Origin of the sequence: Rhizobium sp. N324 (assembly GCF_001664485.1) — a bacterium.
Lineage (GTDB): Bacteria > Pseudomonadota > Alphaproteobacteria > Rhizobiales > Rhizobiaceae > Rhizobium.
The window spans coordinates 3,087,876-3,102,244 of sequence record NZ_CP013630.1 but is presented as its reverse complement, the minus strand read 5'-3'; the positions used below and the strand labels follow the sequence as shown (position 1 = coordinate 3,102,244).

At 61.4% G+C, this 14,369-nt stretch carries 9 protein-coding genes; 8 read left to right on the top strand and 1 reads right to left on the bottom strand.

Features of this window, described 5'->3' with window-relative positions:
* Positions 1–21 precede the first annotated feature (21 nt).
* The gene (locus tag AMK05_RS14945) at positions 22–2,499 is read right to left on the bottom strand and encodes an ATP-dependent helicase (protein WP_064839645.1); all 2,478 of its coding nucleotides are present in this window, start codon (positions 2,497–2,499) and stop codon (positions 22–24) included.
* Positions 2,500–2,726: 227 nt separating this feature from the next.
* Here AMK05_RS14945 and AMK05_RS14940 point away from each other — a divergent pair, with 227 nt between their 5' ends.
* The 8 genes from AMK05_RS14940 (at position 2,727) to AMK05_RS14905 (ending at position 14,358) form a co-directional block, all read left to right on the top strand.
* Positions 2,727–3,203 carry a VOC family protein gene (locus tag AMK05_RS14940; protein ID WP_064839643.1) on the top strand — a complete coding sequence of 159 codons (477 nt, stop codon included), beginning with the start codon at positions 2,727–2,729 and terminating at the stop codon, positions 3,201–3,203.
* Positions 3,204–3,603: 400 nt separating this feature from the next.
* Positions 3,604–5,547 carry a PrkA family serine protein kinase gene (locus tag AMK05_RS14935; RefSeq protein ID WP_064839641.1) on the top strand — a complete coding sequence of 648 codons (1,944 nt, stop codon included), beginning with the start codon at positions 3,604–3,606 and terminating at the stop codon, positions 5,545–5,547.
* A gap of 12 nt (positions 5,548–5,559) precedes the next feature.
* Positions 5,560–6,834: a YeaH/YhbH family protein gene (locus tag AMK05_RS14930; protein ID WP_064839639.1), complete on the top strand. Its 1,275-nt coding sequence runs from the start codon at positions 5,560–5,562 to the stop codon at positions 6,832–6,834.
* A complete protein-coding gene (locus tag AMK05_RS14925) occupies positions 6,831–8,381 on the top strand; it encodes a SpoVR family protein (RefSeq protein ID WP_064839637.1) in 1,551 nt (516 codons plus the stop codon). The genes AMK05_RS14930 and AMK05_RS14925 overlap by 4 nt, the downstream gene beginning before the upstream one ends.
* Before the next feature lie 143 nt (positions 8,382–8,524).
* Complete coding sequence (locus tag AMK05_RS14920; RefSeq protein WP_237352113.1) at positions 8,525–8,692, top strand: hypothetical protein; 168 nt, start codon at positions 8,525–8,527, stop codon at positions 8,690–8,692.
* Between the two features lie 145 nt (positions 8,693–8,837).
* Entirely contained in the window at positions 8,838–9,743 is a 906-nt protein-coding gene (locus tag AMK05_RS14915; RefSeq protein ID WP_064839635.1) for an adenylate/guanylate cyclase domain-containing protein, read from the top strand.
* 239 nt (positions 9,744–9,982) lie between these two features.
* Positions 9,983–11,206, top strand: a complete 1,224-nt coding sequence (locus tag AMK05_RS14910; protein WP_064839633.1) for an efflux RND transporter periplasmic adaptor subunit — start codon at positions 9,983–9,985, stop codon at positions 11,204–11,206.
* Positions 11,203–14,358 carry an efflux RND transporter permease subunit gene (locus AMK05_RS14905; protein WP_064839631.1) on the top strand — a complete coding sequence of 1,052 codons (3,156 nt, stop codon included), beginning with the start codon at positions 11,203–11,205 and terminating at the stop codon, positions 14,356–14,358. The genes AMK05_RS14910 and AMK05_RS14905 overlap by 4 nt, the downstream gene beginning before the upstream one ends.
* Positions 14,359–14,369 lie beyond the last annotated feature (11 nt).

Below are 14,369 nucleotides of genomic sequence, written 5' to 3'. Positions count from 1 at the left end.
TCGCTCCTGGCTGACGCGCTATCATACGCGCTCGACGAAGCCGTCCAGCACCCGCTTCTGTCCGGCGCGGTCGAACTCGATCGTCAGCTTGTTGCCTTCGATGCCGGTGATATTGCCGTTGCCGAATTTCAGGTGGAACACGCGGTCGCCGACGGTGAAACGCGACGGCTCCGAGGATGTGGATTTCGCCACCAATTCGCCTTCGATCGTGCGGCCCTTGGGGCCGCTTTCACCATAACCGATGCGTTCGACGGCATGGCCGGAGCGGGAGCCCCAATTGTCGCGCGTGGCATCGGTCTTGTTGGCCTGGGCGCGTTTCCAGCCGGGAGTGGAATAGGAATTGGCAAAGGGCTCGGCCTTGTCGAAGCGGGACTGGCCGTAGCCGCCGCGGCCGTAACCGCCATAGCTCTGCTCCATTTCAGCGACCTCGACATGGGTTTCCGGCAGCTCATCGAGGAAACGCGAAGGCAGGGTCGATTGCCAGAGGCCGTGGATACGGCGATTGGAGACGAACCAGATGTGACAGCGGTGCTTGGCACGGGTGATGCCGACATAGGCGAGGCGGCGTTCCTCTTCCAGGCCGGCACGGCCGCTTTCATCCAGCGAACGCTGATGCGGAAAGAGGCCTTCCTCCCAGCCCGGCAGGAAGACGGTGTCGAATTCCAGGCCCTTGGCCGAGTGCAGCGTCATGATCGAGACAGCATCGAGGTTCTCGTTGGTCTCGGCATCCATGACGAGAGAGACATGCTCGAGAAAGCCGCGCATCGACTCGAAGCTTTCCATCGAGCGGATCAGTTCCTTGAGGTTCTCAAGGCGGCCGGGCGCTTCGGCGCTCTTGTCGTTCTTCCACATATCGGTATAGCCGGACTCTTCGAGGATCTGCTCGGCAAGTTCGGTATGCGGTGTGTTTTCAAGCAGTTCCTGCCACCGGCGGAAAGATTGAATCACGTCGAAGAGGGCTTTGCGCGCCTTCGGCTTCAACTCGTCGGTTTCGATGATGTCGGCGGCGGCCGCCAGCATCGGGATATCACGGGCACGCGCATAATCATGCAGCGCGCGCACCGTCGTATCTCCGAGGCCGCGCTTCGGCGTGTTGATGATGCGCTCGAAGGCGAGATCGTCGGAGGCTTGAGCGACGAGGCGGAAATAGGCCATGGCATCGCGGATCTCCAGGCGCTCGTAGAAGCGCGGGCCGCCGATGACGCGGTAGTTGAGGCCGAGGGTGACGAAGCGGTCTTCGAATTCGCGCATCTGGAAGGAGGCGCGCACGAGGATCGCCATGTCGTTCAGCAGATGCTTGCCGCGCTGGAGCTGCTCGATCTCCTCGCCGATGGCGCGGGCTTCCTCCTCCGAATCCCAGGAGGCGTGCACCTGCACCTTGGCGTCATCCGGATCGGAGCGGTCGGTGAACAGCGTCTTGCCGAGCCGCCCTTCATTATGGGCGATCAGATGGGCGGCAGCCCCGAGGATATGTTCGGTCGACCGGTAGTTGCGCTCGAGCTTGATGACCTTGGCGCCGGGGAAATCCTTTTCGAAGCGCAGGATGTTGTCGACCTCGGCGCCGCGCCAGCCATAAATCGACTGGTCGTCGTCGCCGACGCAGCAGACGTTCTGCGGCTCGCCCTTGGCGCGCTGGGCGAGCAGCCGCAGCCACATATATTGCGCGGTGTTGGTGTCCTGATACTCGTCGACGAGGATGTAGCGAAAGCGGCCGTGATATTCCTTCAGGAGATCCGGGTTCTTGCGGAAGATCGCGATCGGATGCATCAGCAGGTCGCCGAAATCGCAGGCGTTTAACGTCGTCAGGCGCGCTTGATAGGCGAAATAGAGGTCGCGGCCGCGGCCATTGGCAAAGGCGCGGGCATCGCCCTCGGGGATGTCGGCAGGGCCGAGACCCTTGTTCTTCCAGGTATCGATCATGCCGGCGAACTGCTTGGCAGGCCAGCGCTTGTCGTCAAGGCCTTCGGCCTGGATCAGCTGCTTGATCAGGCGGACGACATCGTCGGTATCGAGAATGGTGAAATCGGAGCGCAGGCCGACGAGCTCGCCGTGGCGGCGCAGAAGCTTGACGCCGATCGAGTGGAAGGTGCCGAGCCAGGGCATGCCTTCGACGGCGCCGCCGACGAGCAGCGCGATGCGCTCCTTCATCTCGCGGGCGGCCTTGTTGGTGAAGGTGACGGCGAGGATCTGCGAGGGGAAGGCGCGGCCGGTATTGAGGATATGGGCAATACGGGTCGTCAGCACGCGCGTCTTGCCGGTGCCGGCGCCGGCAAGCACGAGGACCGGGCCTTCCAGCGTTTCGACGGCTTCGGTCTGTTCGGGGTTCAGCCCGGCGAGGTAATCCGGCCGGCTGCCGCCGTCGCGCGCCGCCATGGCGCGGGCGGCAATGCCACCGGTGGCGGGCGCCCTTCCAGCCGGGACGGCAGGCGGCTGCGGCTTGCGCGCCATCTCGCCCGGCTCTTCGTCGAAGAAGGGAATATCGTCGAAACTATTGCTCATGGCGCGTAATGTAGTGATTCGGGAACGAAAGACCAGAAAAGATGTTCTGCTTTCATTCCCAAGCCGCCGCTATCCCGAGGGGTTTGCGCATGGCGGCAAGGCTGCTTGATAGGAGAGAGGCGACCCGACGGAAAATTTCAGCCGCACTTGTCGGAAACCGCGTCGGCGGGGCGTCCTTGGATCATCGGACAATGGTCCGGATCTACCGTCAACAAGGAGGCTGCATCATGGCGAAGGTCGTTTCAAATCTCTGGTTCGCGCAGGAAGCGCGCGAAGCCGTCGAATTTTATGTGTCCGTCATCCCGGAATCCAGAATCGGCCGCACCACCATCCTTCCGGCGGAAACGCCGAGCGGGCCTCCCGGCAGCGTCGAGCTGATCGAGTTCACGCTCGGCGATCAGGCCTTCCTGGCGATGAAGGCCGGCCCGCTCGATAGCTTCAACCATTCCTTCTCGATCGCAATTCTATTGGAAAGCCAGGCCGAGATCGATCGGATATGGAACGCCTTCCTCGCCAATGGCGGCACGGCGGAGGCCTGCGGCTGGCTCAGGGATCGCTGGGGCCTGTCCTGGCAGATCGTGCCGCGCATACTTTCCGAGATGATTGCCGACGACAACCGCGAGCGGGCCAGGCGCGTGACCGAGGTGATGCTCGGCATGGTCAAGATCGATGTCGCTGCGCTGGAAAAGGCATTCAACGGCTGAATTCGCCGGCGGGCGCATGATCGCAATGATCGGCCAGGATGCGCCCGTTTTTCGTCATCTCAGGAGGATCGGCACATGCTGCCCGGCATCGACTCTGCGCAGATTTGGCTGGCAATCGTCGATTTTTTGAGAGTTCGAATCACGGGCGACATTGCACACCCTTTTCATCTTTCTGTCACGTCGCGAAATGTGCTGATACCGCACGGGTGCTTTTTTCAACTATAATGAGAAACAGTTTCGTAGAGTAAAAATAACCGGTGCATGCACGCTTTTGTGCGTTGCAAGAAACGTCCGGTGAGCGTCGAATATACCTACGAAATTATTGATTCTTAGGAACGTCGTAGCCATCTCGATGGTTATACGACTTTGAAGCCTGCGGCATAACCTTACTGGAGGGCCCATGCTGAACGAATCCGTATTCGATGCCTTTACGCGCAGTTACGAAGCGCGCCGCGAAACCGATATGTCGGTGGCCGAGTATCTCGATCTCTGTAAAAAGGACCCAATCGCCTATGCCAATGCGACGGAGCGTCTGCTCGCGGCGATAGGCGAGCCGCAGATGGTCGACACCGCCAGGGATGCGCGGCTTGGCCGGATCTTCATGAACAGGACGATCCGGATTTATCCCGCCTTTACCGGCTTCCACGGCATGGAAGAGACGATCGAACGGATCGTTTCCTTCTTCCGGCACGCGGCGCAAGGGCTCGAGGAACGCAAACAGATCCTCTATCTGCTAGGCCCGGTCGGCGGCGGCAAGTCGTCGCTCGCGGAGCGGCTGAAGCAGTTGATGGAGGTTCATCCGATCTACGTGCTGAAGGCGGGCGACGAGATCAGCCCGGTTTTCGAAAGCCCGCTCAACCTTTTCGATCCGGAAACGATGGGGTCGCTGCTGCAGGAGCAATACGGCATCCCGTTGCGACGCCTGAACGGGCTGATGAGCCCGTGGTGCCTGAAGCGGCTCGACGACTTCGGCGGCGATATTTCCCGCTTCCGTGTCGTCAGAATTCAGCCGTCGCGGCTGCGCCAGATCGCCATCGCCAAGACCGAGCCCGGAGACGAGAACAATCAGGATATCTCGTCGCTGGTGGGAAAGGTCGATATCCGCAAGCTGGAGACCTACTCCCAGAACGATCCCGATGCCTACAGCTATTCGGGCGGCCTCAACCGCGCCAACCAGGGCATTCTCGAATTCGTCGAAATGTTCAAGGCGCCGATCAAGATGCTGCATCCGCTGCTGACGGCGACGCAGGAGGGGAACTATATCGGCTCCGAGAATATCGGCGCCATACCCTTTTCGGGCATCGTGCTCGCGCATTCGAACGAAGCGGAATGGCAGACCTTCAAGGCCAACAAGAACAACGAGGCCTTCATCGACCGCATCTGCGTGATCAAGGTGCCTTATTGCCTGAGGGTGATGGAAGAGCAGAAGATCTACGAAAAGCTGATCGAGGGATCGGAACTCGCCGATACGCCATGCGCCCCGGCAACGCTCGAAATGCTAGCCCGTTTTTCGGTGTTGTCACGGCTGCGCAAACACGAGAACTCGACATTCTTCTCGAAGATGCGCACCTATGACGGCGAGAGCCTGAAAGAAACCGATCCGCGCGCCCGCAGCGTTCAGGAATACCGGGATGCTGCCGGCATCGACGAGGGTATGGACGGCATCTCGACCCGCTTCGCCTTCAAAGTGCTCGCCTCCACCTTCAATCACGACACCACGGATATCGGTGCCGATCCTGTGCATCTGATGTATGTGCTGGAGCAGGCGATCCGCCGCGAGCAGTTTCCCGACGATGTCGAGAAGCGTTATATGGAATTCATCAAGGCCGATCTTGCGCCACGCTATGCAGAGTTCATTGGCAACGAGATTCAGAAGGCCTATCTTGAATCCTACGCGGACTACGGACAGAACCTGTTCGACCGCTATGTCGATTATGCCGATGCCTGGATCGAAGACGTGGACTTCAAGGATCCCGATACAGGCCAGCTTCTCGACCGCGAGCTCCTCAATCAGGAACTGACGAAAATCGAAAAGCCGGCGGGAATTGCCAATCCGAAGGATTTCCGCAACGAAATCGTCAAGTTCTCATTGCGGTCGCGGGCAGCCAACGGCGGAAAAAATCCGTCATGGACGAGCTACGAGAAAATCCGGGAAGTAATCGAGAAACGTATGTTCTCGCAGGTCGAAGATCTTCTGCCGGTCATTTCCTTCGGATCGAAGAAGGACTCGGAGACAGAGAAGAAGCACAGCGAATTCGTCTCGCGCATGGCCGCGCGGGGTTACACCGAGAGGCAGGTTCGACGCCTTGTGGAATGGTACATGCGCGTCAAACAGGCAAGTTAATGCGGAGCCATTATGCACATTGTCGACCGGCGGTTAAATCCGCGCGGTAAAAGTCTGGAAAATCGGCAGCGGTTCCTTCGACGCATGAAGGGCGCCGTGCAGCAGGCGGTCAAACGTTCTCTGCAAAACCGCAACATTCGCGATGTGCTCGACGGCGGGGAAATCAGCCTGCCGATCGACGGGATGGCCGAGCCGAACTTGCGGAGGGGCGATGGCGGCATCCGCGATCATATCCTGCCTGGAAACAGGGCCTTCGTCGAAGGCGACATTCTTCCGCGCCCGCCGGGGAGCAGGGGCGGAAAACCCAAGGATGCGGGCGAGGGCGACGGCGAGGACGGCTTCCGTTTCGTACTGACGCGCGAGGAATTCCTTGATGTGTTCCTGGACGATCTGGAACTGCCCGACCTTGCCAAGCGGCGTCTGGCCGAAACCGAAGAGGAAACGCCCTTCCGCGCCGGCTATTCCGTATCGGGATCGCCGTCCAATATCGCCGTCGGTCGCACGACCAGGCTGGCGATGATGCGCCGTGTCGCACTTCACCGTCCGCGCCGCGAAGAGATCGAAGCCCTGCAGCGACAGATCGAGGAGTGCGAGGACGACGAGAGCCGCCTGGCGCTTGAAGCAAAACTTAAATCCCTGACGGAAAAAAGCCGGCGTATTCCCTATATCGATCCGCTCGACGTGCGGTATCGCCGCTTCGAAAACGAGCCGAAGCCCGTGGCCAAAGCCGTGATGTTCTGCCTGATGGACGTCTCCGGCTCCATGTCGGAACACATGAAGGACCTGGCCAAGCGGTTCTATCTGCTGCTCTATCTCTTCCTGTCGAAGCGCTACAAGAAAGTGGAGATCGTCTTCATCCGCCACACGGACAAGGCGGAGGAAGTCGACGAGGAAACCTTCTTCTATGGCCCGGCGACGGGCGGTACGCTGGTTTCCAGCGCCCTTGCGGCCATGCGGTCGATCATCGCGGCGCGTTTCGATCCGGCCGAATGGAATATTTATGGCGCCCAGGCCTCCGATGGCGACAACGCCCATTCGGACGGGAATTTGAGCGGGCAGCTGCTGCGCGAGATTTTGCCGCTGTGTCAGTATTTCGCCTATATCGAGGTCGGCGAGGAAGGCGGCGACTCCTCGATATCCCGTTCACCGCTTTGGATGCTCTATGACGGGATCCGTTCCGAGCTGCAGCCGCTTTCGATGCGCAAGGTCTGCCGGCGAAACGAAATATTCCCGGTTTTCCATGATCTCTTCCAGAAACGTGACGCACAGCCGAGGGTGACACCATGACCGTGACGATGAGGCCCAGAGAGCGGCTGTTGTTCGAGGGTGCCGACTGGGACTTTTCAACACTCCAGCGCATCCACGACGCCTGCGAGGAGATCGCGCTCAACGAACTCGGCCTCGACGTCTACCCAAATCAGATCGAAGTCATCACCTCGGAGCAAATGCTTGATGCCTATTCCTCGACCGGCATGCCGCTCTTTTACCGCCATTGGTCCTTCGGCAAACATTTCGCGCATCACGAAACTTTCTATCGCCGCGGGATGCGCGACCTTGCCTATGAGATCGTCATCAACAGCTCTCCCTGCATCTCCTACCTGATGGAGGAGAACTCGGCGACGATGCAGACGCTCGTCACCGCGCATGCAGCCTTCGGCCACAACCATTTCTTCAAGAACAATTATCTCTTCAAGCTCTGGACCGATGCGGAGGGCATCCTCGATTACCTCGATTTCGCCAAGGGTTACATCACCCGCTGCGAGGAGCGCTACGGCGAGACGGCCGTCGAGCGCACACTCGACGCAGCCCATGCGCTGATGTCGCACGGGGTGCATCGATTCGCGGGCAAGACCACCATCGATCTTCGCCAGGAGGAGAAGCGCCAGCAGGAGCGCCGCGCCCACGAGGAGCAGATGTTCAATGACCTCTGGCGGACGGTTCCCGTCGGCAAAACCAAAAAGACGGGCGACATCGGGTTGGAAAAGCGCCGCGCCGCCCTCGGCCTGCCGCAGGACAACATCCTTTACTTTCTTGAGAAAACGGCGCCGCGGCTGCAGCCATGGCAGCGCGAGATTCTTCGCATCGTCCGCCATGTCGCGCAATATTTCCATCCTCAGCGGCAGACCAAGGTGATGAATGAGGGAACCGCCACCTTCGTCCACTACCAGATCATGAACCGGCTTCATGAGCGGGGACAGATCAGCGACGGAAACTTCCTCGAATTCTTGAAGTCGCACTCCAACGTCGTGTTCCAGCCGAGCTATGACGACCGGCGGTTCTCGGGCTTCAATCCCTATGCGCTTGGTTTTGCGATGATGCAGGATATAGAGAGGATCGTGACGACGCCGACCGAAGAAGACCGCGCATGGTTTCCCGATATCGCCGGACGCGGCGATGCGATGGCGATCCTGCGCGACATCTGGGCCAACTATCGCGACGAGAGTTTCATCAGCCAGTTCCTGAGCCCGAACCTGATTCGCCAGTTGCGGCTGTTCCATCTCTACGACGATCCGGAACAGACCGAAGGGGTGCTGGTTTCGGCGATCCACAATGAGCGCGGATACCTGCGCATCCGCCGCCAACTCTCCCGCGAATACGATATCGGCTGGACCGATCCGGCCATCGATATCGTCGACGTCGACCTCGCCGGCGACCGCCGGCTGTTGCTGCAGCACATCGTAATGAATGGCTGCTATCTTCAGGAAAACGACACGAAGCTCGTCCTCCAGCATCTCGCCGATCTCTGGGGCTACGACGTCTTGCTGCAGGAAATCGATAGCTCGAGCACGGTGGCGAGAGAGCATACGGCGAGCCCGCGCAAGATCGTTCAGTAATCCAACGTTTTTCTTTAAGGCGCCGGACGTGGAAGGGCCGGGTGACGCTCTTGCTGGCTGCTGGTCAGCGGTATGTATCATGATAGCTATCGCAAGGTGGACGGGTCAGGCTTCCCGCCGAATTTCGCTTCGAGGAGAGCGAGGTGTTCGTTCGTCGTGATCCGAAGACCGGCGATGTCATTCTGTCACGCAAGCCGGAGTCATGGGGCGACCTTTTCGAACTCCATGAGAAAGATCCGATTCCGGATGATTTCATGGGGCCGGCCGACCGCCTTCGTATGATCGTGATCCGTTCGAGGGCCGGAACGTGAAGGACGGTGATTTATAATTATCGATGGTAACAAACACAAAGGCTGCGTAATTTATCGTCGCTGCAATCGTCGCTATTGATCTTCACTCGAGCAAATTCGGCCTTTGCAGCGATCTTTCCGGCGGAGAGCGCGGAGACGAGACACCATGGGTGAAACGCGGCGCAAGCTGACGACGATCTTCTGCGCTGACGTGCAGGACTATACGCGGCTGATGGGGGCCGATGAGGAAGGGACGCTTGCGGCGTTGAAGCGTTGCCGCGAAGCGATGGGGCGCCTGATCGAAAGCCATGGCGGCCGTGTCATCAACACCTGGGGCGATGGGCTGATCGCCGATTTCCCGAGCGTGGTCGAGGCGGTGCGCGCCGCCGTCGATACCCAGAACGAACTTGCCGGTTTCAACGCCCGCCGCCCGGAAGACGGACGCATGCTGTTCCGCATCGGTATCAATCTCGGCGATGTGATCGTCGAAGACGACGACATCTACGGCGACGGCGTCAATATCGCCGCACGGCTGCAGGCTTCGGCTTCGGCCGGCGGCATCGTCATCTCAAGCACCGTTTACGACCAGGTCCGCAACAAGGTGGCGGTCGGTTTTGAGTTTCTCGGGCCGCTGATGGTGAAGAACGTCGATGAAGGCGTGCCGAGCTACGCGGTGAAGATCGGCGATGCCAAGGACGAGACGCCGCCGCCCCAACGACCAGGCCCGCGGCCGCAGCCGGCGGCTCAAATCGCCGAAGCAAGCCCAGTGCCTGGCAGACGCAGGCTGTTCGGTGTGCTCGGTGTCATCGCGGCTGTGCTGATCGGCATCAATCTTTTATCGTGGCAGGGCGTTTTCTGGGCGCGCTTTCCGGTGCTTGCGCTCGCCGTCGTCGCAGCCTTGGCCTGGAATCGCAGCCAGACCCTGTTCAACCGGAAGGTCACCTCGCTGGCGATCGTGGCCCTCGGCATGGTCGGCATCAACCTCTTTACCTGGACGGGGCAGTTCTGGGCGGTGTGGCCGATACTGGGGATTGTGGCCGTCATGGGCTTGCGATGGTCGATGCGCCGGTAAATCGGCGATCCCGGCCGTTTTTTCAGGAGCGTCCAAGACGTTTGCGAGCTTCGTTCAAGCAAAAGTGAGCGGCCGGGTTATTTCCATTCTTTGCTGAAATTACAAATCGGTAATGCCGGCTGCTTATGCTTGCCGGTAAGCTGCAAACGCGCGATATTGTCGCATCAGACGGGATCTTGATCCCGCAGCGCCTCTTTCGACCGACCCTGGTCCAACCTCGAGTCCCTCTGGAGACGTGAATGGCCTTTTGGAAGCAGTTTATACTTTCGCTCATCGTCATTATTGCCGGCTTTGCCGCGTGGGTTTTCCTTGTCCCAGGCGCCGGCGATACGATGCGCGATGCAGGTATTCCAGAGAGCATCGTTTCCAGGATCGCGCCGAAGGCTGAGGAGACGGCGGATGCTGAGGCTCCCGCCCGGGCGCAAGGCCAGCAGCGTGGCGAGGGCCAAGGACAGGGCAAGGGTCAGGGACAGAACCGCCGCAATGGCGGGGCGCGCAACGGCGCCATTCTCGTTGCGACGCAGGCGGTCGTTCAGGGCGTCGTCAACGACCGGCTGAACGCCATCGGCACGGGTGACGCGATCCGCTCGGTTGCGGTGACACCGCAGGCATCGGGCACTATCCGCGAAATCCTCATCAAGTCAGGCGACAGGGTCAAGGCCGGCCAAGTGCTCGCCAAGCTCGACAGCGAGGAGCAGGTGATCGCCCGCGGCCAGGCCGATGTGGCGGTCAAGGCCGCGGTCGAGAAATCCGATCTCTATCACAACATCAAATCCAGCGTGTCGCGCATGGACGTGTTCGATTCCGAGATCGCCGAGCAGGGCGCGCGGCTGCAGCTGCAGGCCGCCGAACTCAATCTCGCACGGCGCAACATTATTGCGCCGATCGACGGCATCGTCGGCATCGTGCCGGTCAATATCGGCGACAACGTCACGACGAGCATCCCGATCGTCACGCTCGACGACCGTTCGGAAATCCTCGTCGACTTCTGGGTCCCTGAGCGCTTCTCCAACACGGTATCGGTCGGCCAGCCGGTCGAGGCGATGTCGGTGGCAAAACCGGGACAGATGTTTGCCGGCGTGGTCGAGGCAGTCGACAACCGCATAGACGCGGCAAGCCGTACGCTTCGATTGCGCGCCCGCATCGACAACTCTTCCGATGAGCTGCGCGCCGGCATGTCCTTCAGCGTCAGCATGAAATTCCCAGGTGACAAATATCCGGCGGTCGATCCGCAGTCCGTTCAGTGGGATTCGCAAGGGTCCTTCGTCTGGCTGGTTGACGACGACAAGTCGCATAAGGTGCGGGTCAGCGTGGTGCAGCGCAACCCGGATTTCGTGCTCGTCAAAGCCGAGCTTAAGGACGGCGACAAGATTGTGACGCAGGGCCTGCAGCGGGTGCGTGAGGGCGGGGCGGTGCGCGTTTCCGCCGACGCGGCCGCGAATGCGGAGGTCGCCACGCAATGAGTGTGACCGAGATTCATCAGGACAGGGCCTCGGGCAAGCAGAGCTTCACCGCGCTTTTCGTTCGCCGGCCAATCCTGGCGCTGGTGTTCAACACGCTGATGGTGGTCGCCGGCCTTGCGGCCTATGTCGGGGTGGAGGTGCGCGAACTGCCGGATGTCGACCGTCCCGTCGTCACCGTACGCACCACTTTCGACGGCGCATCGCCGCAGACGATCGACCAGGAACTGACCAAGGTGATCGAGGGCGCGGTCGCGCGCGTCAGCGGGCTGAAATCGATCTCGTCCACCTCTTCCTTCGGCCAGAGTCGGGTGACGCTCGAATTCTCGGATACGATCGATCTCGCCGTCGCCGCCAACGACGTGCGCGACGCGATCGGCCGCATCACCCAGAACCTGCCCGATGAGGCGGATGCGCCGCAGATCGTCAAGGCGGATTCGGATTCCTCGGCGATCATGCGCCTTGCCGTCACCTCCACCAAACTCAACATGGACGATCTCACGCAGCTCGTCGAAAACGAGGTGATCGATCGCCTTGCCTCCGTCGACGGCGTCGCCGATGTCGAGGAATATGGCGACCAGGAGAAGGTCTTCCGCGTCGATGTCGATCAGGGGGCGCTTGCGAGCCGCGGGCTGACCATCGGCGACCTCACCAAGGCGCTCGACAATGCCGCACTCGACGTGCCGGCGGGATCGCTGAAGAGCAATACGCAGGATATCGTGGTGCGCGCCACCGCCAACCTGCAGACGCCGGCGGATTTTTCCAACGTCATGCTGCAGGACCGCGTCCGGCTCGGCGACGTCGCGACGGTGACGCTGGGCCCACGCGACGGGGAAACGGCGCTGCGATCGAACGGCAAGCCGGGCATCGGCCTCGGGATCATCCGCCAGGCGCAATCCAACACGCTGAATATCTCGACCGGCATCAAGGCCGCCGTCGAGCAATTGTCGAAGACGCTGCCCGAGGGCACGACGATCGCGATCACCAGCGATGACGCCGTCTTCATCCAGGGCGCGATCCACGAGGTGGTGCTGGCGCTGGTGCTTGCCGCCGTCATCGTCACCGCCGTTATCTATCTTTTCCTGCGCGACTGGCGGGCGACGCTGATCCCGGCGGTCAGTATGCCGGTGGCGCTGATCGGCACGCTGGCGGCGATCTATATGGTCGGCTTCTCGATCAACATCCTGACGCTGCTGGCGATCGTGCTGGCGACCGGCCTCGTCGTCGACGACGCGATCGTGGTGCTCGAAAACATCGTGCGCCGGCGCGCCGAAGGCATGGGGCCGCGCGCCGCCGCCGTGCTCGGGACCCGCGAGGTCTTCTTCGCGGTTGTCGCCACGACCGCGACGCTTGCGGCCGTGTTCATCCCGCTTTCCTTCCTTCCGGGGCAGGTCGGCGGCCTCTTCCGTGAATTCGGCTTCGTGCTCGCCTTCTCCGTCGGCCTGTCGTCGCTTGTGGCGCTGACGCTCTGCCCGATGCTGGCCTCGCGCATGCTGACGAAGCCGATGATAGAAGATCACGGCGCGCTCGGCCGTCTGGGCGGGGCGCTCGCCCGGCTCTACAAACGGGCGCTGCATGGCTGCCTCAACGCCCCCTTCGTCGTCCTCCTGTTCTCGGTGATCTTTGCCGGCGCGGCACTCGTCGCCTTCTCGAGCGTCAAGAGCGAACTGACGCCGGAAGAGGACCGGTCGATGGTGATGATGCGGCTGACGACGCCGCAGGGATCGAGCCTCGAGTACACTCGCGACAAGATGCAGCTCGTCGAGGAAAATCTGCAGCCGCTCGTCGACCGCGGCGACATCCGCAACATTTTCTCGATCTCCGGCCAGGGCGGTTCTTTGAATAGCGGCTTCATGGTGCTCACACTTGCCCCCTGGGGAGAGCGCCACAGGACACAGGCGGAGATCGTCGGCGACATCAATCAGGCGGCAGCAAGGGTGCCGGCCCTGCGCGGCAATGCCATCTCCTCCAACAGCCTGCGCATCCGCGGTGCCGGCAGCGGCGTGCAGATGGCGCTGATCGGCAATGATCACGACGCGCTGACGGCAGCGGCCGCCAAGCTGGTCCAGGCACTCGACGCCACCGGCCGGTACGATACGCCGCGCCTGACCAACGAGCCTAGCCAGGCGCAGGTGTCGGTGGCGATCGACCGCGAGCGTGCTTCCGATCTCGGCATCGACATTACGGGGCTTTCGACGGCGATCCAGTCGCTGCTCGAAGGGCGCTCGGTGGTCGACGTCTTTGTCGACGGCGAGTCCTATCCTGTGCTTCTGACCTCGACGACGCGGCCGATCGACGATCCGACCGACCTGGAAAACGTGTTCCTGAAAACCGGCGACGGCAAGATCGTGCCGATGTCGGTCATCGCCACGATGAAGGAAGGTTCGGTTGCGCCGCAGCTCAACCGCGAACAGCAGCTCGCCTCCGTCGCGATCACCGCCGGCCTGAAGGACGGCATGTCGCTCGGCGATGCGGTCAAGCAAGTAACCGAGCTTGCGCAGCCGCTGTTGCCGGCCGGCGCGCGCCTGCTGCCGCTTGCCGAAGCCGCGACGCTGGAGGAGAATTCAAGCGGTATGGCGCTGACCTTCGGCTTTGCCATCGTCATTATTTTCCTGGTGCTGGCGGCGCAGTTCGAAAGCGTGCTGTCCTCGCTGATCATCATGTCGACGGTGCCGCTCGGCCTTGCCTGCGCCGTCTTCGCGCTTGTGATCACCGGCTCCAGCCTCAATATCTACAGCCAGATCGGACTGGTGCTCTTGGTCGGCGTCATGGCGAAGAACGGCATTCTGATCGTCGAATTCGCCAATCAGCTGCGCGACCGGGGCGAGGACGTGCGCTCGTCGATCGAAAAGGCCTGCGCCTTGCGCCTTCGCCCTGTCATGATGACGATGATCGCCACCATCCTCGGCGGCGTGCCGCTGGTCTTTGCCCATGGCGCCGGTGCAGAAGCGCGCGTGGCACTGGGCTGGGTGATCGTCGGCGGTCTCGGCTTCGCGACGCTGGTGACGCTGTTCATCACGCCGGTCGCCTATCTGCTGCTCGCCCGCTTCGGCAAGCCGCATGCCCATGAGGAAGCGCGGCTGCACGAGGAGATGGCCGTCGCCACGCGGCCACGCGCCGCTCCCGACGAGGAACAGCTGCAGGCCGCCGAATAGGTCTTCTATCC